At 71.8% G+C, this 19,920-nt stretch carries 18 protein-coding genes; 13 read left to right on the top strand and 5 right to left on the bottom strand.

Annotated elements, in window-relative coordinates; all coding sequences use genetic code 11:
* Nucleotides 1–32: 32 nt before the first annotated feature.
* The 9 genes from recG (at nt 33) to AB0G15_RS20125 (ending at nt 7,019) form a co-directional block, all read left to right on the top strand.
* Complete coding sequence (gene recG / locus AB0G15_RS20165) at nt 33–2,204, top strand: ATP-dependent DNA helicase RecG (RefSeq protein ID WP_362841737.1); 2,172 nt, start codon at nt 33–35, stop codon at nt 2,202–2,204.
* Between the two features lie 415 nt (nt 2,205–2,619).
* Nucleotides 2,620–3,216 carry a 16S rRNA (guanine(966)-N(2))-methyltransferase RsmD gene (gene rsmD, locus AB0G15_RS20160; protein WP_362841734.1) on the top strand — a complete coding sequence of 199 codons (597 nt, stop codon included), beginning with the start codon at nt 2,620–2,622 and terminating at the stop codon, nt 3,214–3,216.
* A gap of 15 nt (nt 3,217–3,231) precedes the next feature.
* Nucleotides 3,232–3,708, top strand: coding sequence for a pantetheine-phosphate adenylyltransferase (gene coaD, locus AB0G15_RS20155; protein WP_362693624.1), 477 nt, complete (start codon nt 3,232–3,234; stop codon nt 3,706–3,708).
* Nucleotides 3,709–3,774: 66 nt separating this feature from the next.
* Nucleotides 3,775–4,326: a YceD family protein gene (locus AB0G15_RS20150; protein WP_362693621.1), complete on the top strand. Its 552-nt coding sequence runs from the start codon at nt 3,775–3,777 to the stop codon at nt 4,324–4,326.
* A gap of 1 nt (nt 4,327) precedes the next feature.
* A complete protein-coding gene (rpmF, locus tag AB0G15_RS20145; protein ID WP_012894381.1) occupies nt 4,328–4,507 on the top strand; it encodes a 50S ribosomal protein L32 in 180 nt (59 codons plus the stop codon).
* Nucleotides 4,508–4,771: 264 nt separating this feature from the next.
* On the top strand, nt 4,772–5,455 hold the full coding sequence (gene rnc / locus AB0G15_RS20140) for a ribonuclease III (protein WP_362693883.1): 684 nt from the start codon (nt 4,772–4,774) through the stop codon (nt 5,453–5,455).
* 39 nt (nt 5,456–5,494) lie between these two features.
* Nucleotides 5,495–6,361: a bifunctional DNA-formamidopyrimidine glycosylase/DNA-(apurinic or apyrimidinic site) lyase gene (mutM, locus tag AB0G15_RS20135; protein ID WP_362841731.1), complete on the top strand. Its 867-nt coding sequence runs from the start codon at nt 5,495–5,497 to the stop codon at nt 6,359–6,361.
* Nucleotides 6,358–6,633 (top strand): acylphosphatase, encoded by a 276-nt coding sequence (locus AB0G15_RS20130; protein WP_362841728.1) that lies wholly within the window; start codon nt 6,358–6,360, stop codon nt 6,631–6,633. The genes mutM and AB0G15_RS20130 overlap by 4 nt, the downstream gene beginning before the upstream one ends.
* 191 nt (nt 6,634–6,824) lie before the next feature.
* Nucleotides 6,825–7,019 carry a hypothetical protein gene (locus AB0G15_RS20125; RefSeq protein WP_344748163.1) on the top strand — a complete coding sequence of 65 codons (195 nt, stop codon included), beginning with the start codon at nt 6,825–6,827 and terminating at the stop codon, nt 7,017–7,019.
* Between the two features lie 88 nt (nt 7,020–7,107).
* Here the strand turns inward: AB0G15_RS20125 and AB0G15_RS20120 are convergent, their stop codons facing one another.
* Nucleotides 7,108–7,911, bottom strand: a complete 804-nt coding sequence (locus AB0G15_RS20120) for an alpha/beta hydrolase-fold protein (protein ID WP_362841726.1) — start codon at nt 7,909–7,911, stop codon at nt 7,108–7,110.
* A 174-nt stretch (nt 7,912–8,085) separates the two neighbouring features.
* Here AB0G15_RS20120 and smc point away from each other — a divergent pair, with 174 nt between their 5' ends.
* Nucleotides 8,086–11,772 (top strand): chromosome segregation protein SMC, encoded by a 3,687-nt coding sequence (gene smc, locus AB0G15_RS20115; RefSeq protein WP_362841724.1) that lies wholly within the window; start codon nt 8,086–8,088, stop codon nt 11,770–11,772.
* A 315-nt stretch (nt 11,773–12,087) separates the two neighbouring features.
* Nucleotides 12,088–13,278 (top strand): signal recognition particle-docking protein FtsY, encoded by a 1,191-nt coding sequence (gene ftsY / locus AB0G15_RS20110; protein WP_362841721.1) that lies wholly within the window; start codon nt 12,088–12,090, stop codon nt 13,276–13,278.
* 121 nt (nt 13,279–13,399) lie between these two features.
* Here ftsY and AB0G15_RS20105 read toward each other — a convergent pair whose 3' ends face one another.
* From AB0G15_RS20105 to AB0G15_RS20095, 3 genes are read right to left on the bottom strand one after another with little or no spacing between them, the layout of a single operon-like run.
* Nucleotides 13,400–14,197, bottom strand: a complete 798-nt coding sequence (locus AB0G15_RS20105) for an ABC transporter ATP-binding protein (RefSeq protein WP_362841718.1) — start codon at nt 14,195–14,197, stop codon at nt 13,400–13,402.
* Entirely contained in the window at nt 14,194–15,282 is a 1,089-nt protein-coding gene (locus AB0G15_RS20100; RefSeq protein ID WP_362841716.1) for an iron chelate uptake ABC transporter family permease subunit, read from the bottom strand. The genes AB0G15_RS20105 and AB0G15_RS20100 overlap by 4 nt, the downstream gene beginning before the upstream one ends.
* Nucleotides 15,279–16,331 carry an iron ABC transporter permease gene (locus AB0G15_RS20095; RefSeq protein ID WP_362841713.1) on the bottom strand — a complete coding sequence of 351 codons (1,053 nt, stop codon included), beginning with the start codon at nt 16,329–16,331 and terminating at the stop codon, nt 15,279–15,281. Before AB0G15_RS20095 ends, AB0G15_RS20100 begins: the two co-directional genes overlap by 4 nt.
* 101 nt (nt 16,332–16,432) lie before the next feature.
* Between AB0G15_RS20095 and AB0G15_RS20090 the strand changes: the two genes are divergently transcribed.
* Both AB0G15_RS20090 and AB0G15_RS20085 read left to right on the top strand, forming a co-directional pair.
* Entirely contained in the window at nt 16,433–17,452 is a 1,020-nt protein-coding gene (locus tag AB0G15_RS20090) for an iron-siderophore ABC transporter substrate-binding protein (protein WP_362841711.1), read from the top strand.
* A 727-nt stretch (nt 17,453–18,179) separates the two neighbouring features.
* Complete coding sequence (locus tag AB0G15_RS20085; protein WP_362693591.1) at nt 18,180–18,776, top strand: sigma-70 family RNA polymerase sigma factor; 597 nt, start codon at nt 18,180–18,182, stop codon at nt 18,774–18,776.
* Nucleotides 18,777–18,956: 180 nt separating this feature from the next.
* Here the strand turns inward: AB0G15_RS20085 and AB0G15_RS20080 are convergent, their stop codons facing one another.
* Nucleotides 18,957–19,895, bottom strand: coding sequence for a sensor histidine kinase (locus tag AB0G15_RS20080; protein WP_362841709.1), 939 nt, complete (start codon nt 19,893–19,895; stop codon nt 18,957–18,959).
* Nucleotides 19,896–19,920: the final 25 nt, after the last annotated feature.

The raw sequence follows: 19,920 nt of genomic DNA, 5'->3' as shown, positions 1-19,920 counted from the left end.
AATCTGTCGTCCGGGCACGGTAGAAAACGGGGGTGACGAGCTTCGACGAGCCGCTGGCGAAGGCGCTTGACCCCAGGACGGCCAAGCTGCTGGAGAGCGTTCTCGACCTGCGCACCGTCGGCGACCTGCTGCGGCACTACCCGCGGCGCTACGCCGAGCGGGGCGAGCTGACCGACCTCGACGACCTGCGGGTCGACGACCACGTCACCGTGGTGGGCGAGGTCACCAGGGCGATGCGCAGGCCGATGCGCAACAAGGGCGGCACCTGGCTGGAGGTCGAGATCGTCGACGGCAGGGGCAGCAAGATCTATCTGTCGTTCTTCGGGAAGACGTCCCACATCGCCGAGACGCGGCTGAAGCCGGGCAGGCGCGGCATGTTCGCCGGGAAGGTCGGAGCCTTCGGTCAGGGCGAGAAACGCAAGTGGCAGCTCTCCCACCCCGAGTTCGAGATGATCGAGGAGAGCGAGACGGGCGCCGAGGAGTTCGCCGCCGCGCTCGTGCCGATCTATCCGGCGGGCAAGGACGTGACGCCCTGGGCCATCCGCAGGGCGCTGGGCGTCGTCCTCGACACGATGGGCGAGCTCGACGACTCGCTTCCCGCCGAGCTGCGCGCCCGGCACCGGCTCCCCGGCCTGTCGGAGGCGCTGCTGGCGATCCACCGCCCGCGCGACCACGCCGACGTGGCCAGGGCGCGCAAGCGGCTCAGGTTCGACGAGGCGTTCCTGCTCCAGGCGGTGCTGCTGCAGCGCCGCATGGCCGCGGCCTCCTGGCCCGCCACGCCCCGGCCCGCGATCCCCGGCGGGCTGCTCGCCGACTTCGACGGGCGGCTGCCGTTCGAGCTCACCGAGGGGCAGCGCGACGTGGGCGAGGAGATCGCGGCGGACCTGGCGCTGCCCCACCCCATGCACCGGCTGCTCCAGGGCGAGGTCGGCGCGGGCAAGACCGTCGTCGCGCTGCGGGCGATGCTCCAGGTGGTCGACGCCGGGGGACAGGCCGTGCTGCTGGCCCCCACCGAGGTGCTCGCCCAGCAGCACCACCGGTCGATCTCGGCCATGCTCGGGGACCTGGCCACCGGCGGCATGTTCGGCGGCACCGCGGTCGCCCTGCTGACCGGCTCGCTGGGCGCCGCGGCCCGCCGCTCGGCCATGCTCGACGCGGCCTCGGGCTCGGCGGGCATCGTCGTCGGCACCCACGCGGTCCTGCAGGAGCGCGTCCAGTTCGCCGACCTCGGCCTGGTCGTGGTCGACGAGCAGCACCGGTTCGGCGTCGAGCAGCGCGACGCGCTCCGCGAGAAGGCCGGGGGCGGCCGTCCGCACGTGCTCGTCATGACCGCCACGCCCATCCCCCGCACCGTCGCCATGACGGTCTTCGGCGACCTCACGGTCTCCACGCTCTCCCAGCTGCCCTCGGGCCGTGCCCCGATCACCACGCACGTGGTCCCCGCCGCGGAGAAGCCGCACTTCCTCGACCGGGCCTGGACGCGGCTGCGCGAGGAGATCGAGCTGGGCCGCCAGGCTTACATCGTGTGCCCGCGCATCGGTGACCTGGAGGGCGACGAGGGCGACATGTCGAAGGCCGACGACGAGCGCAGGCCGCCGCTGGCGGTGCTCGACGTGGCCGAGACGCTCGCGCAGGGGCCGTTGCACGGCCTCCGTACGGGGGTGCTCCACGGCAAGCTCCCGCCGGAGGAGAAGGACGCGGTGATGAGGGCCTTCACCCGGGGGGAGATCGACGTGCTGGTGGCGACCACGGTCATCGAGGTCGGCGTCGACGTCCCCAACTCCTCGGTCATGGTCATCATGGACGCCGACCGGTTCGGCGTCTCCCAGCTCCACCAGCTCCGCGGCCGGGTCGGACGCGGCGGGCTGCCCGGGCTGTGCCTGCTGGTGACCGACTCCCCGGGGGGCACGCCGGCGAGGGCGCGGCTCGACGCCGTGGCGGCCACCCTGGACGGCTTCGAGCTGTCCCGTGTCGACCTGGAGCAGCGCAGGGAGGGTGATGTGCTCGGTGTGGCCCAGTCGGGGCGCAGATCGTCGCTGAAGATGCTCAGGCTCCTTCGCGACGAGGACGTCATCCACGCCGCGCGCCTGGACGCCGAGACCATGCTGGAGGCCGACCCCGAGCTGGCGGGGCATCCCGTGCTCCGCGCGGAGATCGACAGGCTTCTGGCGGACGAGCGCGCCGAGTACCTGGAGAAGACCTGACAGGGCGGGACCGTGGAGTGCCCGGCCGACACGTCTGTCCGCGCCGCTCGGCGGGGATCTCGATCCCGGTGCCCAACTGCGGGGACGGCCTCCCCCCGAATGCCGTCCCCGCTTGGGCCCACTCCCGGGTCAGGTGCCGAGAGCACCGGCGTGCGGAAGGGCTCACGATCACGCCGGTCGGCCTCCCCCTGGGTCACTTGGAGGCCGCAGGAATCATCATGCAAGGGACCGGCACCGGACGGAACGACCCTTACGCTTTCGTCGCCACTCCTTGCCCACTCTTGACCTAGATCACCTACCAGGACCCTTTTGACCTGCGGTTATGTGATGCGTCGCGACACGCCGGTGCTGCGCGCGGCGCCCTCGGGACGGGGAGGGCGGACGGCGGCGGGAACGGCGCTGAGAGGATGGCCGGGTGAGCCGAGTCATCGCGGGAAGCGCAGGAGGGCGGCGGCTGGCCGTGCCGCCGGGACGGGGGACACGTCCCACCAGCGACCGGGCCAGGGAGGGGATCTTCTCCACCGTGGGGTCGCTGATCGGCCCGCTGGAGGGGTGCCGGGTGCTCGACCTCTACGCGGGTTCGGGGGCGCTCGGGCTCGAGGCGCTCTCCCGGGGCGCCGGCCACGCGCTTCTCGTGGAGTCGGACGCCAAGGCGATCCGGACGATCAGGCAGAACGTCGCCTCGCTGGGCCTTCCCGGGGCGGAGGTCGCCGCCGACCGGGTGGAGCGGCTGCTCGCCAGGGGCCCCGGCGGTACCGGAGACACCGCAACCGCCGGGGAACCGTACGACCTCGTCCTCGCCGACCCGCCGTACGCGCTGGGCGCCGAGGAGGTCGAGACGGTGCTCGGGCTGCTGCGCGACCGGGGCTGGCTGGCCGAGGACGCGCTGGTCGCCGTGGAGCGGGAGAGCAGGGGGAAGGATCTGGTCTGGCCCCCGGGGTACGAAGAGGAGAGGGTCCGTCGTTATGGCGAAGCGTCCGTTTGGTACGGTCGCGCCTCCGGGAATCCTTAGAGCAGGGGGTCCACCTTGCGTCGCGTTGTCTGTCCGGGATCGTTCGATCCCGTCACGAACGGTCATCTGGACATCATCGGCCGGGCTTCCCGGCAGTACGACGAGGTCGTCGTGGCCGTACTGATCAATATCGAGAAGAAGAGCCTGTTCACGGTGGAGGAGCGCATCCAGACGCTCCAGACGGTCACCAAGGAGTACGGGAACGTCCGCGTGGACAAGTTCCACGGCCTCCTGGTCGACTACTGCAAGCAGCAGGAGATCCCCGCCATCGTGAAGGGCCTGCGCGCGGTCAGCGACTTCGACTACGAACTCCAGATGGCGCAGCTCAACTACCGGATGTCCGGGGTGGAGACCCTCTTCATGGCCACCGGCCCCGAGGTCTCCTTCCTGTCGTCCAGCCGCATCAAGGAGATCGTCAAGTACGGCGGGAACGTGGCCGGCCTGGTGCCTGATCTTGTGCAGGAACTCCTGGTCGAACGGCTCAGGGGCTAGGCCCTGCTATTCTCTTATTTCGGCCTTGCACGACGGCGATGATGCGCCATGCCTAATGAGAGCGGAATGACTCAGCACCTTGACCCCCGAGCCCCATGGGTGATCTCGACCCACGACCTGGGGCGGCGACCGGGGTCGATGCGCAGGATGAATCTCGCTCTCCCGGCACCGGCGGACATCGGCGTCGACATGATCGGCGTCCCCAAGGACGTCGACGTCGAGCTGGACATCCGGCTTGAGGCGGTCATGGAGGGTGTGCTCGTCACGGGCACTGCGCAGGCCCCGCTGCGGGGGGAGTGCGCACGCTGCCTGGAACCGGTCATCTCACGAACCGAGGTGGACTTCCAGGAGCTGTTCTTCTACTCGGCAGAGGATGCTGCCGAGAGTGACTCGCTTCTCGACGGTGAGCTTCTCGACCTCGAACCCGTGTTTCGCGACGCGGTGGTGCTCACACTGCCGCTGAGCCCGGTCTGCAGCGAAGACTGCACCGGGCTCTGCGTGGAGTGCGGGGTCAGGCTGGCGGACGCCGAGCCTGGCCACGGCCACGAGGTGATCGACGCCCGCTGGGCGAAGCTGCAAGGTCTGATTCCGGAACATAACAACGATCAGGAGAGCTGACGTGGCTGTCCCCAAGCGCAAGATGTCGCGGAGCAATACTCGCTCCCGCAGGTCGCAGTGGAAGGCCGCCGCGGTTTCGCTCGTGAGCTGCCCCCAGTGCCGCTCGCCGAAGCGTCCGCACGTGGCGTGTCCGACCTGCGGCACTTACAACCGCCGTCAGGTGATCGAGCCCTCCGCCTGATCGCATTCTGACCGACGGATGCCGGCCGGGTCCTCCACGGGCCCCGGCCGGCGTCACCGTCTGCACCCCCTGCGATGGCGGTCCGCCCGCGGTTGTGGTGGACGCCGGGGTTCGCGGTAGAACGCGTGCCCTCCCGGCGCCCACCACATCTTCGGGCACCTCTCGTTCCTTCCTTCGCCATCGCGCATTCGCTGAGAGAACGTGCGAGGAGAAACCGTGGGTACGAGCGTCAAGCCTGTCGCCGTCGAGTTCGTCAAGGAGGAGCTGGAGCGCCTCCTTCTGGTGCGCCTTGACGTCGCCATCCTGGAGCGGGCGCTGACGCACCGCTCCTACGCGTACGAGAACGGCGGCCTGCCGACCAACGAGCGCCTGGAGTTCCTCGGCGACTCGGTGCTCGGCCTGGTCGTCACCGACACCCTCTACCGCAACCACCCGGACCTGCCCGAGGGGCAGCTGGCCAAGCTCAGGGCCGCGGTGGTCAACATGCGCGCCCTCGCCGACGTGGCCCGCTCGCTGGGCCTGGGCCGCTTCCTGCGGCTGGGCCGGGGCGAGGAGGGTACGGGGGGCCGCGACAAGTCCTCGATCCTCGCCGACACCCTCGAGGCGCTCATCGGCGCGGTCTACGTGAACAGGGGCCTGGACGAGGCGTTCCGCGTCGTCCACCTGCTCTTCGACCCGCTCATCACCCGGTCCGCCTCGCTCGGCGCCGGGCTCGACTGGAAGACCTCCCTGCAGGAGCTCACCGCGTCCGAGTCGCTCGGCGTGCCCGAATACCATGTCGAGGAGAGCGGTCCCGACCACGCCAAGTCCTTCACCGCGGTCGTCCGCGTCGGCGGCGAGGCGTACGGCTCGGGGTCCGGACGTTCGAAGAAGGAAGCCGAGCAGCAGGCCGCCGAGGCCGCCTGGAACCGCATCCGCGAGGACCGCGAGAGGCGCGAGGCCGGCTGACCGGCCGGTCGAGTCGTTCGAGTCGTCGAGGAGAGACGCATGCCCGAGCTGCCGGAGGTCGAGGTGGTACGCCGCGGCCTGGAGCGGTGGGTCTCCGGCCGGGTCGTCGCCCGCGCCGAGGTGCTCCACCCGAGGGCGATCAGGCGGCACGTCCCCGGCGCCGTGGAGTTCTCCGCCCGCATGGAGGGCCGCACGGTCGGTCCCGCCGAGCGCAGGGGCAAATACCTCTGGCTGCCCCTGGGCGGCTCCGACGCGATCCTGGCGCACCTCGGGATGAGCGGCCAGCTGCTGGTCGTGGAGCCGGACTCGCCGCCGGAGAGGCACCTACGGGTCCGGATCGGCTTCACCGACGGCGGTCCCGAGCTGCGCTTCGTCGACCAGCGGACCTTCGGCCACGTGCTGGTGACCGGCATGACGCAGGCCGGCGGCCGCTCGGTGCCCGAGCCGATCGCCCACATCGCGGCCGACCCGTTCGAGAAGAACTTCGACGACGACGGCTTCGCCCACCGGCTGCGCGCCCGCCAGACCGAGGTCAAGCGGGCGCTCCTGGACCAGTCGCTGATCAGCGGTGTCGGCAACATCTACGCCGACGAGGCCCTCTGGCGGGCCGGGCTGCACGGTGCCCGCCCCACCGCGACGCTGGCCCGGCCGAAGGTGGCCGAGCTGCTGGCCGCGGCCCGGGAGGTGATGTCCGCCGCCCTGTCCGAGGGCGGCACATCCTTCGACAGTCTTTACGTGAATGTCAATGGCGAGAGCGGTTACTTCGATCGTTCCCTGGCGGTTTACGGCCGGCGCGACGAACCCTGCCCCCGGTGCGGCACCCCGATCGTTCGCGAATCGTTCATGAACCGTTCCTCTTACAGCTGCCCCCGCTGCCAGCCCAGGCCGGAAGGGGGCGCGGCATGACGGACGTACGGCTGACGGCCTGGGTCAGGGGACACGTGCAGGGCGTGGGTTTCCGCTGGTGGACGCGTGCCAGGGCGCTCGAACTCGGCCTGACCGGCTGGGCGCGCAACACCGGCGACGGCCGGGTGGAGGTGGTCGCGCAGGGCCCGGAGAAGTCGTGCGCGATGCTGCTCGACCTGCTCAGGGGCGGGAACACACCCGGACGGGTCGACGGGGTCGTCGAACGCTGGAGCGAGACCAAAGACGGCCTCCATGGTTTTGTCGAGCGCTGACCACTTCCCCAAACCGCCCAAAATAAGGTATAGTTGACCGTCGAGAGTGCCTACTGGTGCATCCATCCGGAGCGTTCAACTTGACCGTCTCCCTCACCGGTGCGACTCTTGATAAAGAACCACGCGCACCCCTCCCGCGGTAAAGAAGTGCGCGAACCAGTCTGGTCACTCAGCGTGGAGGACCCTTTACTATGGCGAAGGCTCTACTCGGCCACGTCGGCGGTCCCGACCCTCGTATGGTCTCGGAAATGCGTCGCCTCCAGCAGCGCATCCGTGATCTCGAGGGAGAGCTCACCCGGCTCCAGGCCCAGAACGACGAACTCGCGGCCGGCACCCGCGACGAGGAGTTCAACCGTCTGCAGGATCGCGAGCCGGCCCTCACCTAACGGGGCCGGGGCGGAACACACTGTCCAGGGACGCCTCGTAGGGGCGTCCCTTGTCATATCGATACGCACGTCACAGCTGTCACAGCCGTCACGTGCGTCCTATATGCCGTGCCAGGAAGGCCAGCTGCTCGGGTAACACCCTGCGGCGGTAGGCCGTGTCCTGGCACCCTTCGGTAATCCCTCCTTCGGCCGTGGCCCCCAGGGCCTTGAGGCCCTTCAGCATCGTCTGGGTCTGCCTGGCCCACGCGTCCCGCTCGCCGCACCCCAGCCAGACCGGGATGTCCACGAGCTCGCGCAGCGGCGCCTGAGCCGCGCTCACCGCGGGCGAAGCCGCGACGACCGCCCCCACCTGCTCGGGGCCCAGCTCCGCGGCCAGCCTCAGTGCCCCGGCGCCGCCGGCGGACCAGCCCATCAGTCCGATCTTCGCGGTGTCCAGCCCGTTCGTGTTCAGGTACGGCAGCAGCGTGCCCGGGATGTCGGCGGAGGGCCAGTCGTCGATGGAGGCCACCGCGAAGCGCCCGCCGCCCGCGGCCAGATAGCGGTCGATCGCGTAGGCGCCGAACGGCGTGCGCGCGTCACCGGCGGCGCCGTGAAGCATGATCACCACGGGGAGCCCGTCCCCCGCCCCCGGCGGCATCCCGACGATCACGCGCCGCCGGTCGACCCGGCTCCGATGGAGCGTTCCAGGCGAGGTCACCGGAGGCTCGGGGACCGCGCCGCAGACGATCTGGGCGTACGCGTCCCGGAAGCCCTCCGGCCCGGCCGCCAGGGCGGCGCCACCGAGGCCGAGCGCGGCCAGCCCGCCGCCCACGAGGAAGGCGCGCCGCCTGAGGTGACCCCTGCCGCCCGATGGGTGTGATGGAGCCTCGCCCCCACCGCGTTCCGCGTCCATGCAGGGCACCATAGGCGGTGCGCGGGCGGGCGCGGGTGAAGAACGGTAGTCTTCCCGCGTGACCGAAGCCGTGGGCTGACCGTGGGCTGACAAGGCAAGACGCGTTCACCGGCGCCCGGGACACGGCGTGTGACACGCCGGCCGGAGCGGCCGCGCCGCGAATGGGGGGTTTCGTTGTATCTCAAGACCCTTACCCTGCGCGGGTTCAAATCCTTCGCCTCCGCCACCACGCTCCGGTTCGAACCGGGCATCACCGCCGTCGTCGGCCCCAACGGCTCCGGCAAGTCCAACGTGGTCGACGCCCTGGCCTGGGTGATGGGCGAGCACAGCGCCAAGTCGCTGCGCGGCGGCAAGATGGAGGACGTCATCTTCGCCGGCACCTCCTCGCGGGCCCCGCTGGGACGCGCCGAGGTCACGCTGACCATCGACAACACCGACGGCATGCTCCCGATCGACTACACCGAGGTGACGATCAGCCGCCTGATGTTCCGGGCGGGCCAGAGCGAGTACGCCATCAACGGCGACACCTGCCGCCTGCTCGACATCCAGGAGTTGCTGTCCGACTCCGGCATCGGCCGCGAGATGCACGTCATCGTCGGGCAGGGCCAGCTCGACCAGGTGCTGCACGCGGGGCCCGAGGAGCGCAGGGCGTTCATCGAGGAGGCCGCGGGCGTCCTGAAGCACCGCAAGCGCAAGGAGAAGGCGCTGCGGAAGCTCGACGCCATGCAGGCCAACATGACCCGGGTGCAGGACCTCACCACCGAGCTGCGCCGCCAGCTCAAACCGCTGGGCCGCCAGGCCGAGATCGCCCGCAAGGCCGCCGTCATCCAGGCCGACCTGCGCGACGCCAGGCTCCGGCTGCTCGCCGACGACGTGCTCACCCTGCGGACCACCCTGGAACGGGAGATGGCCGACGAGGCGGCCGTCCTCACCCGCCGCGCCGCGGTGGAGGTCGAGCTGGAGCAGGGCCAGGTCGCCGAGTCCGAGCTGGAGGCCGCCGAGGCCGAGGCCCAGCCGCGCCTGGCCGCCGCCCAGGAGGCGTTCTTCCGCCTCTCCTCCCTCCGCGAACGCCTCAGGGGCCTGGCCGGGCTCGCCGCCGAACGGCACCGGAACGCCACCGACACCGCCGTGGAGCGGCGCGGACGCGACCCCGAGGACTTCGAGCGCGAGGCCGAGGAGGTCCGGGAACAGGAGCGGGTCCTGGCCGAGCTGCTCGAGGGGGAGCGGGAGTCGCTCGCCGGAGCGGTGGCCCGGCGCGCCGAGACCGAGGCCGCGCTCGCCGCCGAGGAGCGGAGGCTGGCCGCGGAGGCGAGGGCCGCCGCGGACCGGCGCGAGGGCCTGGCCAGGCTGAAGGGCCAGGCCGGCGCCGCGCGCAGCAGGGCGGGGGCCGCCGAGGAGGAGATCGGCAGGCTGCGGCGTTCGCTGGAGGAGGCCGAGCAGCGCGCCGAGGAGGCCCAGGCCGAACACGACGGCCAGGAGCGTGCCGAGCCGTCCGCCGACCCCGCCCTCGCCGAGGAGCTGGAGATCGCCCTGGAGACGGTCGAGCAGGCCCGGGAGTCCGTCGAGCTGGCCAGGGCCGGGGTCGAGGAGGCCAAGGCGGCCGTCGCGGGCCCGAACTCCGCGCTCGGCGCCGCCAGGGCCGTCCTCGCCGCCGCCCGCAAGACCGACCAGCAGGCGCAGCGCCAGGTGGCCGCTCTCGAGGCCAGGTTCGAGGCGCTGGAGATGGGCCTGGCCGGTGGCGCCGACGGCGCCGCCGCGCTGCTCGCCGCCGACCTGGCCGGGGTGCTCGGCCCGGTGGCGACCATGCTGTCCGTGCGGCCCGGTGCCGAGGTGGCCGTCGCGGCCGTGCTCGGGGCCGCCGCGGAGGCCGTCGCCGTGGAGTCGCTGCAGAGCGCCGCCGACGCGATCGAGTTCCTCAGGGGCCATGACGGGGGCCACGCCACCCTCGTCATCGCCTCGGCCGAGGCGGGGGCGGGCTCGCCCGGCCCGGTGCCGCTGGCCGGAGCCGAGTGGGCGATCGACCTGGTCACGGTCTCCGCCGAGCTGCGGGCCGCCGCCACCCACCTGCTCGCGAACGTGCTGGTCGTGGACGATCTCGCGACCGCGAGGAAGGCGGTCGAGCAGCGCCCGGCGCTGCGGGCCGTCACCCGGTCCGGCGACCTTCTGGGCACCCACACCGCCAAGGGAGGCTCGGCGGGCGGCACCTCCGCGCTCCAGATGCGGGCCGCCCTCGACGAGGCCGCCTCCGACCTGGCCGAGGCCAGGGTCGCCGCCGAGCTGGCGGGAACGGAGCTGGAGGAGACCGCCGAGGCCGAGGCGGAGGCGCAGCTCGCGGTCGAGGCCGCCCAGGCGCGGGTCGCCGAGGCACAGACGGGGGTGCAGAACGCGCAGGCCGGGGTCAACGCGGCACAGGCCGCCCTGGACCGGGTCAGGGCCAGGCAGCGTGACGCCGACCAGCAGGTCGCCGCGGTGGCCAAGCGGCTCGCCCGGCTGGGCGCCGCCGCCAAGGCGGCCCGCGACGAGTGCGAGCGCCTGGCCAGGGGCGTACGGGCCGCGGAGGAGGCGCGCGACCGCGACGCGGCCGGCCTCGCCGAGCTGGAGGAGCGGCTCGCCGCGGCCGTCGGCGCCGAGGAGCTGGAGACCGAGCCCACCACCGACCTCCGCGACGAGCTCGCCGAGATCTGCGCGACGGCCAGGCAGGACGAGATGGAGGTCCGCCTCGCCGTACGGACGGCGGAGGAGCGGGTCAGGGGCATCGAGGGCCGGGCCGACGAGCTGACGCGCGCCGCCGAGCGCGAGCGCGAGGAGCGCTCCAGGGCGGCCGAGCGCCGCGAGTGGCGGCGCAGGCAGGCCCGGACGGCCCAGGCGGTCGTCCAGGGCGCCGAGCTGGTGCTGCGCGCGCTGGAGACCTCCCTGGGGGCCGCCGCCGGCGAGCGCGACGAGGCCGACCGGGCGCGCGGGCAGATCGACGCCTCTCTCAAGGCCGTCAGGATCCGTGTCCGGGAGCTCTCCGGCGAGCTGGACAAGCTGGTCAACCGGGCGCACGGCAGCGAGGTGGCCCGCACCGAGCAGCGGCTCCGGCTGGAGCAGCTGGAGGGCCGGGCGGTGGAGGAGTACGGCGTCGAGGCCGACACCCTCATCGCCGAGTACGGCCCCGGCGAGCCGATCCCGACGGCCGACGGAGACCCCGTCCCCTACGACCGCGACGAGCAGCTCAAGCGGGCCAGGGCGGCCGACCGCCAGATGGCCCAGCTCGGCAAGGTCAACCCGCTCGCGCTCGAGGAGTTCGCGGCGCTCGAGGAGCGGCACTCGTTCCTCACCTCGCAGCTGGAGGACCTCAAGAAGACCCGCCGTGACCTGCTGCTGGTGGTCAAGGAGGTCGACGACCGGGTCGAGCAGGTCTTCGGCGCCGCCTTCGCGGACGTGGCCCGCGAGTTCGAGACGATCTTCACGCGGGTGTTCCCCGGCGGCGAGGGCAGGCTGCTGCTCACCGACCCGGAGAACATGCTGACCACCGGCGTCGAGGTCGAGGCCCGGCCGCCGGGCAAGAAGGTCAAGCGCCTGTCGCTGCTGTCGGGCGGCGAGCGGTCGCTGACCGCGGTGGCGTTCCTCGTGTCCATCTTCAAGGCGCGCCCCTCGCCGTTCTACGTGATGGACGAGGTCGAGGCCGCGCTGGACGACACCAACACCCAGCGCCTGCTCACCCTCTTCGAGGAGCTCCGGCAGACCTCGCAGATCATCATCATCACCCACCAGAAGCGCACCATGGAGATCGCCGACGCGCTGTACGGCGTGTCGATGCGCGGGGACGGCGTCACCCAGGTCATCAGCCAGCGCCTGAGGGAACACGAGTCCGTCTGAGCCGTCGGGGGACCGGGGATCTCGGAGGGCCGGGGACCTCGCGGAGGATCCGGGATCCGAGCCGCTACCCGGGGAGGCGGATCCTCGGGGGAGCGGGAGACCGCGGGTTCGCGAGGTCGAAGGGGGAACGGCTCTTCGGGGAGCGCGGGGTCGAAGGGGGGACGGCTCTTCGGGGGGCGAGGGATCGAAGGGGGGCGGTTCCTCGGGGAGCGAGGGTTCGCGAGGCCGAATGGTGGCCGCCGGTGAAAGACCGCGAACCGGTCCGGAGCACCGGGGTGTCGGAGCATCCCGGGGCGTCTGGAAAACTGTGCTCTTGTGGAAGCCTATCTCGGCATAATCGCGATCATCGTCGTCATCGCCCTGTTGGCGGCGGGCGGCATGCTCCTGCTGTTCAGGTCGGGGGGCAAGACCGCGCCGCCGCGGGTCGAACCGCCACAGGCGCCGTCGATCCCCAAGGAGGCGCAGGCCCCGGGCCGGGGCACGGTCGTGGACGACGACGCGTCGACGACCACCGTGCCGCCGCCGGCCAAGCCGGTGGAGCCGGCGGAGGTCACCGTCGTCGCACCGGTGATCGAGGTTCCGCCGCCGTCCGCCGGACGGATGGTGCGACTCCGCGCCCGCCTGGCCCGGTCACAGAGCACGCTGGGCAAGGGGCTCCTGGAGCTGCTCTCCCGCGACCGTCTGGACGACGACGCCTGGGACGAGATCGAGGAGACCCTGATCACCGCCGACGTCGGTGTCACGCCGACCCGGGCGATGGTCGAGGAGCTGCGCACCCGGGTGAAGGTGCTGGGCAGCAGGACGCCCGAGGAGGCGCGTGTCCTGCTCAGGGAGCAGCTGCTCGCCCAGATCGGCGTCGACCTGGACCGTACGCTGCACACCACGCCGCACGGCGAGCGTCCCGCGGTGGTCCTCGTGGTCGGCGTCAACGGCACCGGCAAGACCACCACCACCGGCAAGCTGGCACGGGTCCTCATCGGTGACGGCGGCAAGGTCGTGCTGGGCGCCGCCGACACCTTCCGCGCCGCGGCCGCCGACCAGCTGCAGACCTGGGGAGATCGCGTCGGGGCCGCGGTCGTACGCGGTCCCGAGGGCGGCGACCCCGCCTCGGTGGCCTTCGACGCCGTGGCCGAGGGCATCAGGGAGAAGGCCGACGTGGTGATCGTCGACACCGCGGGGCGGCTGCACACCAAGACCGGCCTGATGGACGAGCTCGGCAAGGTCAAGCGTGTCATCGAGAAGAAGGCCACGGTCGACGAGGTCCTGCTCGTCCTCGACGCCACCACGGGCCAGAACGGGATGCGCCAGGCCCAGGTGTTCGCCGAGGTCGTCAACATCACCGGTATCGCCCTGACCAAGCTCGACGGCACCGCCAAGGGCGGCATCATCATCTCCGTCCAGCGCGAGCTGGGCGTCCCGGTCAAGCTGGTGGGCCTCGGCGAGGGACCCGACGACCTGGCGCCGTTCGACCCCGAGGTCTTCGTGGACGCGCTCCTCGGAGACTGAGCCCGCGCCGCCCGTTCCGCCCGCCCGTCCCGCCGTCGGTTCGGGGCGTCGCGGGCGGTACGGGCGGGTCCCGCCCCGGCGGACGCCCTCGGGCGGATGCCGCCCGGACCGGTGCGGACGGTCAGCGCGAGGGCTGCCGGGACAGCGGGCCGATGGGGATGACCAGCGGGGTGCCGGCCACCGGATCCTCGATGACCTTCGCGTCCAGTTCGAAGACCTCCGCCAGCAGGGCCTCGGTGAGCACCTCGGCCGGAGGGCCGGCGGCGACGACCTTGCCGTCCCGCATGGCCACCAGGCGGCCGGCGTAGCGGGCGGCGAGGTTGAGGTCGTGCAGGACCATCACCACGGTGCGGTCCAGCTCCCCGTGGAGCCTGCGCACCAGCTCCAGGACCTCGATCTGGTGGGCCAGGTCGAGGAAGGTCGTCGGCTCGTCGAGGAGCAGCAGGTCGGTGCCCTGGGCGAGGGCCATGGAGATCCACGCCCGCTGCCGCTGCCCGCCGGACAGCTCGTCCAGCGGGCGGTCGCCCAGGTCGAGCAGACCGGTCATGGCCAGGGCCTCGCCGACCGCGGACTCGTCGTCGGAGGACCACTGGCGGTACCAGGTCTGGTGCGGGTGCCGCCCCCTGGCGACCAGGTCGGCGACGGTCAGTCCCTCGGGTGCCGACGGCGCCTGCGGCAGCACGCCCAGGACCCTGGCGACCTCCTTGGAGGGCATCCTGTCGATGCGCTTGCCGTCGAGCAGCACCTCGCCGCCCGAGGGCTTGAGCAGCCGCCCCAGGGCGCGCAGGAGCGTGGACTTGCCGCACCCGTTCGGTCCGATGATCGTGGTGACCGTCCCGGCCTCGATCCCGAGGTCGAGACCGTCGACGACCACGCGATCCCCGTAGCCCAGTTTGACGTCGACGGCTTGCAGCCTCACTGGCGGGCCTCTCTGCGTGCACGGATGAGGAGATAGATCAGGTACGGGGCGCCGAGGACCGCGGTGACCACGCCCACCGGCAGCTCGATCGGGGTGAACGCGGTCCGGGAGACCAGGTCGGCGCCGGTGGTGAGGGCCGCGCCCGCGAGGGCCGAGACGACCAGCGGCGGCTGCGCCACTCCCGCCAGGCGCAGTGCGATCTGCGGGGCGGCCAGGGCGACGAACGCGATCGGCCCGGCAGAGGCGGTCGCCGTCGCCGCGAGCAGCACGGCCGCGAGGATGAGCACGCCCCTGGCGAGGTTCATCCGTACGCCCAGGCCGGTCACGGTGTCGTCGCCGAAGCGCAGCGCGCTCAGCGAGCGGGTGCCGAGCAGTGTCGCCGGGACGAGGACGGCGAGCGCGATCGCGACCGGCACCACGTGCTCCCAGCCCCGGCCGTGCAGCGAGCCGCTGATCCAGACCAGGGCCCGGCTGCTGTCGTTGACGTCGCCGACGGTCAGCAGCCAGTACTTGAGGTTGGTGCAGACGGCCGAGACGCCGATGCCGACCAGGACCAGCCGGTAGCCGTCCAGGCCGTTGCGCCAGGCCAGCAGGTAGACGGCGAGCGCGCCGGCCAGGCCGCCCAGCAGGGCCACGAGGGGGACGCCCACCTCGGCGAGGGCGCCGCTGGTGCCGCCCCAGGTGTTTCCCGCCGCCACGATGACCGCGACCACGGTCACGCTGGCGCCGGTGGTGACGCCCAGGATGTCGGGGCTGGCCAGCGGGTTGCGGGCGATGGCCTGGGTGATCGCCCCGGCCAGGGCGAGCGCCGCGCCGACGAGGGCGCCGGTCAGCGCGCGGGGGAGCCGGAGCTCCATGATCACGAAATGGTCGGGCCCGTCGCCGGTGAGCGCGCGAAGGACGTCGAGGACGCTCATCGGGATGTCGCCGAGCCGCATGTCGAGTGCCATGAACAGCGCCGTGGTGGCCAGCAGGACCAGCGCCGCGACGGTGGAGCGCGGCCGGAGCGGCCAGGAGGCGGGGCCGACGCGCAGCGCCCGCCTTTCGGCGGACGGTCTCGACGAGGGCGCGGTGGAGGTGGTCACAGCCGCACCGGCTTCCTGCGCCGTACCAGGACGATGAAGAACGGCGCCCCGGCGAGGGCGAGGACCACGCCCACCTCCAGCTCCCCGGGGAAGGCCACCACGCGGCCGATGACGTCGGCGAGGAGCAGGGCTGCGGCGCCCGCCAGGCCCGAGTACGGCAGCAGCCAGCGGTGGTCGGGGCCCGAGAACGGCCGGGTCAGGTGCGGCACGACCAGGCCGATGAAGGCCAGCGCGCCGCAGGCCGCCACGGAGGCGCCGCTGAGCAGGGTGATGGCGGCGATGCCGACGGCGCGGGTCAGGGTGATGTTCTGGCCGAGCGCGCGGGCGACGTCCTCGCCGAGGGAGAGAGCGTTCAGGCCGGGCGCGTTGACCAGGGCCAGGACCAGGCCGGCGGCGATGAAGGGGAGCACCTGCCAGGCCACGTCCGCGCCCCTGGCCGCGATGGAGCCCGACTGCCAGAAGCGGAAGACGTCCATGGCCTGCTCGTCCAGGAGGACCAGCGCCGAGGTGAGCCCGTACAGGAACGCGCTGACCGCGGTGCCCGCGAGGGCCAGGGTCACCGGGGTGGGGCCGCCCCCGCCGCCGGCCATGCCGAGGGCGAACACCCCCGCGCTGGCGAGGAGGGCCCCGGCGAGACCGAACCAGATGTAGCCGTACGGGGTGGTGACGCCCAGGACGATGATGCTGAGGACCATCGCGAACGCCGCCCCCTGGGTGACGCCGAGCAGTCCCGGGTCGGCCAGCGGGTTGCGGGTGTGGCCCTGCATGAGGGCGCCCGCGACGCCGAGGGCGATCCCGGCCATGACGCCGATGACGGTCCTGGGGATCCGCAGCGATCGGACGACGACGTCGTTCTCGGTGCCGGTGGGGCCGGTGAGCGCGTGCCAGACGTCGCCGGGAGGGACCGGTTTGGCACCGAACGCGAGGCTCAGCGCGACCGCCACCACGAGGACGACGAGCAATCCGGCCAGGACGAAAAGGCGGCGTCGGTAGGTCTTTCTGAGACCCGTGCCGGGGGCGGGCCGCGAGACGGCCACCGCGTTGATCACCTGACCTCCTCTTTTCTCGCTGGACCCGGGATGAGTATGTCAGTTTAGGTATAGCTAAGCTAAATAAGGTTGGCCTTAATTTGGTGAGAGGATCCATGAAGATGAGAGCGTTGCGCGCCCTGGCCCTCGGGGTGGCGGGAGTGGTGCTGTCCGGCGGTCTCGCCGCCTGCGGTTCGAGCACCTCCGGTACCGCCGGGGAGACCTCCGGCACCGCGGGCGCGTCCGCGGCTCCCGCGGTGAGCGACGCTGCGGCGTTCCCCCGGACGGTGAAGCACGTCATGGGAGAGACCGAGATCCCGGCCCAGCCCAAGCGGGTCGTGGCCCTCGACCAGAGCTTCGTCGACGCGGTGCTGACCCTGGAGACCGACGTCGTGGGCTTCACCAGTTACCGGACGCTGAAGGACAAGCTTCCCGAGTATCTGGCCCCTGTCCTCGGTCACGCCAAGGACGCCACATCGGTCGGGACCCTGGAGCAGCCGAGCCTGGAGCGGATCGTCGCGCTCAAGCCCGACCTGATCGTCTCCGCCAAGATCCGCCACGAGGCGCTGTACGACAAGCTGTCGCAGATCGCGCCGACGGTCTTCAGCGAGACCACCGGGGCCATCTGGAAGGATAACCTCAAGCTCGTGGGCGAGGCCCTGGGCAAGGAGGACCTCGCCGAGCGGAAGCTCAAGGAGTACCAGGACCGCGCCGCCAAGATCGGCGAGTCCATCAAGGCCAAGGACGGCGAGCTGCCCACCGTCTCCGTCGCCCGGTTCGCGGGCGAGCCGACCGTCCGCCTGTACGTGGAGAACTCCTATTCGGGCCTGGTGCTGAAGGACGTCGGTTTCCCGCGTCCCGAGGACCAGCCGACCGTGACCGACACCGTCATGGTCCCGATCAGCCAGGAGAACATCTCCCAGCTGGACGCCGAGCACATCTTCGTCTCGGCCTACGAGGACCCGGCGGTCGACTCGGGCAAGGAGAAGTTCGAGGCCAACCCGCTGTGGGGCAGGCTCAAGGGCGTCAAGCACGACGTCAACGACACCACCTGGATGACCGCCGTCGGCATCCAGGGGGCGCACTCCATCCTCGACGACGTGGCGAAGTTCTTCGAGGTCGACCCGGCGAAGGCCGCCTGACCTCCGCCGGATCCGCTCGGCACCCTTCACCCGTATCCCTGCCCACTGCGTGATCACCGGCGGGCCCGCGAGCCGCGACAGGCACCGGTGAGCCCGCGAGCCGCGACAGGCGTCGCTTGTCGCGGCCGCGCCGTCGAAGGACCGCGCGACCTGACCGGCGGGCCGCTCCAGCCGTCTGGCGTGCCGTGGGAGGCCGCGGGAAGCCGTCTACCGGGTGTCAGGGGGAGTGGGGAGCCGTCTTACCGGGCGGTAGGGGGAAGGGGGCCGGGTGGTGGCGCCCGGGTGAACCGTACACGGGTGCCGGCCCGTCTCTTGAGAAGGAGATTAAGTTCCCGACACGTGGGAAGCGGGGAGACGTGGAGATGGGTGTCGGAGTTTCTCAGGGCGCGGGCCCCGACCTGGCGGCGGTCTCGGGCCATCCGGCGACGGGTTTCGGGGGGGTGGCGAGCGGCGTTTTTCCCAACCCCAAAGGTGCCGCTACCTGGGCATATGTGATGATGGACACACCTTCTACCGAATCTGGGGAACGATGTTACGATACTGAGACTTGTCCGGCTGTAGAGCGTGTCGCACCCGCCGTTGGCGCAGCCACAGATCAGTCCCCTGACCACGTAGAGCTTTTAACGGCCCCCTTACAAGGTGCCTGCGAGCATCAAGTACGCCGTCAGAAAGGGTGCGTCGTACCTTTGCCGGGCGGTAGTGGGGGGAAGAGCACGAGGGGGGTCCAATGATCACGATGACGGAAGAGCAGCGCCAGGATTGGTTCGAGCGTGACGTCGTACCGGTCACCAGCCAGCTTTACGCGTCCGCGATGCGTCTGACCCGCAACACCGCCGACGCCGAGGACCTGGTCCAGGAGACCGTCACCAAGGCCTTCACCTCGTATCACCAGTTCCGTGAGGGCACCAACCTCAAGGCGTGGCTGCACCGCATCCTGACCAACAACTTCATCAACGACTACCGCAAGAAGCAGCGCTCGCCCAAGCTCTCGGCCACCGAGGAGATCGAGGACTGGCAGCTCGCCGCCGCCGAGTCCCACATGTCCAGCGGTCTCAAGTCCGCCGAGACCGAGGCGCTGGAGCAGCTGCCCGACAGTGCGGTCATGAACGCCCTGCGCGCCCTGCCCGAGGACTTCCGGGTCGCCGTCTACCTGGCGGACGTCGAGGGCTTCGCCTACAAGGAGATCGCCGAGCGGATGGGCACCCCCATCGGCACGGTCATGTCCCGCCTCCACCGGGGCCGGCGCCAGCTCCGCACCATGCTCGAGGACTACGCCCGCGAGGAGGGTGGCCTCCGCGTGTCCGAGGAGGTCCAGGCCGCCTGACCCCCTTCCCTCTCCCGCCTTCCGGCTCCTGCCCCCGTCTTTCCCGCTTCGCGTACGGCCCGCGCCCGCTTCGGGCGCGGGCCGTACGCGCACCAGGGGTCTCCCCGCCGGCGGGGACGGCCTCGCGCGCGGACCGTACGCGCGCGAGCGGCGGACATTCCCGTCCCGGCGGGGGGACGGTCACTCCAGCGTCATGTGGAGCCTGACCCTCAGCTCGCCGTCCACGCCGCGTACCTGCACCAGGTCACAGAGCTGGCGGCTGATCCAGAGCCCGTACCCGCGCGGCGACCCGGGCTCGGGCGGGAGGTAACCGGGCAGCGGGACGTCCAGGTCGCCGCCGCCGGAGTCGGCGATCTCGCACACGATCTCGCCGCCGGCCGCCCAGATGGTCGCCCGGCCGTGTCCCGCCCCGTGCTCCACGCTGTTGGCCGCCATCTCCGAGACGCTCAGCACGAGCGAGGCGACCAGGTCGCGCCGCATGCCCACCCGGTGCGCGTGGTCGGTGACGAGCGCGCGCAGCCGTCCCAGCTCCTCCAGGGTGAAGTCGGTGACCACCGCGGACGGGGGCGGGTCGGGGAGGGGGAGGTCGTCTCCCGGCAGCGCGAACCGCTCCGGGGAGACGTAGCGGTCGCTCCGCCGCAGGCCGGCGCCGCTCAGCTCCGTGGGGTGGGTGCGCGGGACGTGGTCGAGCGCCAGCGTCTCGTCGTACAGGCACCACAGGCTGGCCGGGATCCCGGCGAAGGCGGCGTTGAGCACCGACTCGTAGCGGATCCACTCGCGGGCCTGCCGCTCGGTCCAGCCCGACCACACCGGCTCCCCGAGGACCAGCGGCCGCTCCCGCTGCCGGATGTAGTCGTGGAAGGCGGCGAGGGTCCGCGTCGGGTGGGCGTACCACTTCCCGGCGAGGCGGCGGTCGATGAGGCGGGCGTCCGTGCCGAAGGCGTCACCGATCAGGTCGAGCCCGCGCTCGCCCGCGACGACCAGGATCCGCCGGCCCTCGCGGAGGGCGCCGGCGATCAGGGGCTGGACGAGGCTCAGGAAACCGGAATCGGAACCGTACGCGACAGCGGTGTGCGCGAACGGCCCGCCGGAGTCGAGGAACGCCCGCTCGGGCTGCACGGGGATGACCGTAACAAGCGTCCGC

It is taken from the genome of Streptosporangium sp. NPDC023825 (assembly GCF_040639575.1).
Lineage (GTDB): Bacteria > Actinomycetota > Actinomycetes > Streptosporangiales > Streptosporangiaceae > Streptosporangium.
The sequence above is the reverse complement of the archived record's forward strand: the minus strand, read 5'-3'. Positions and strand labels throughout refer to the sequence as shown.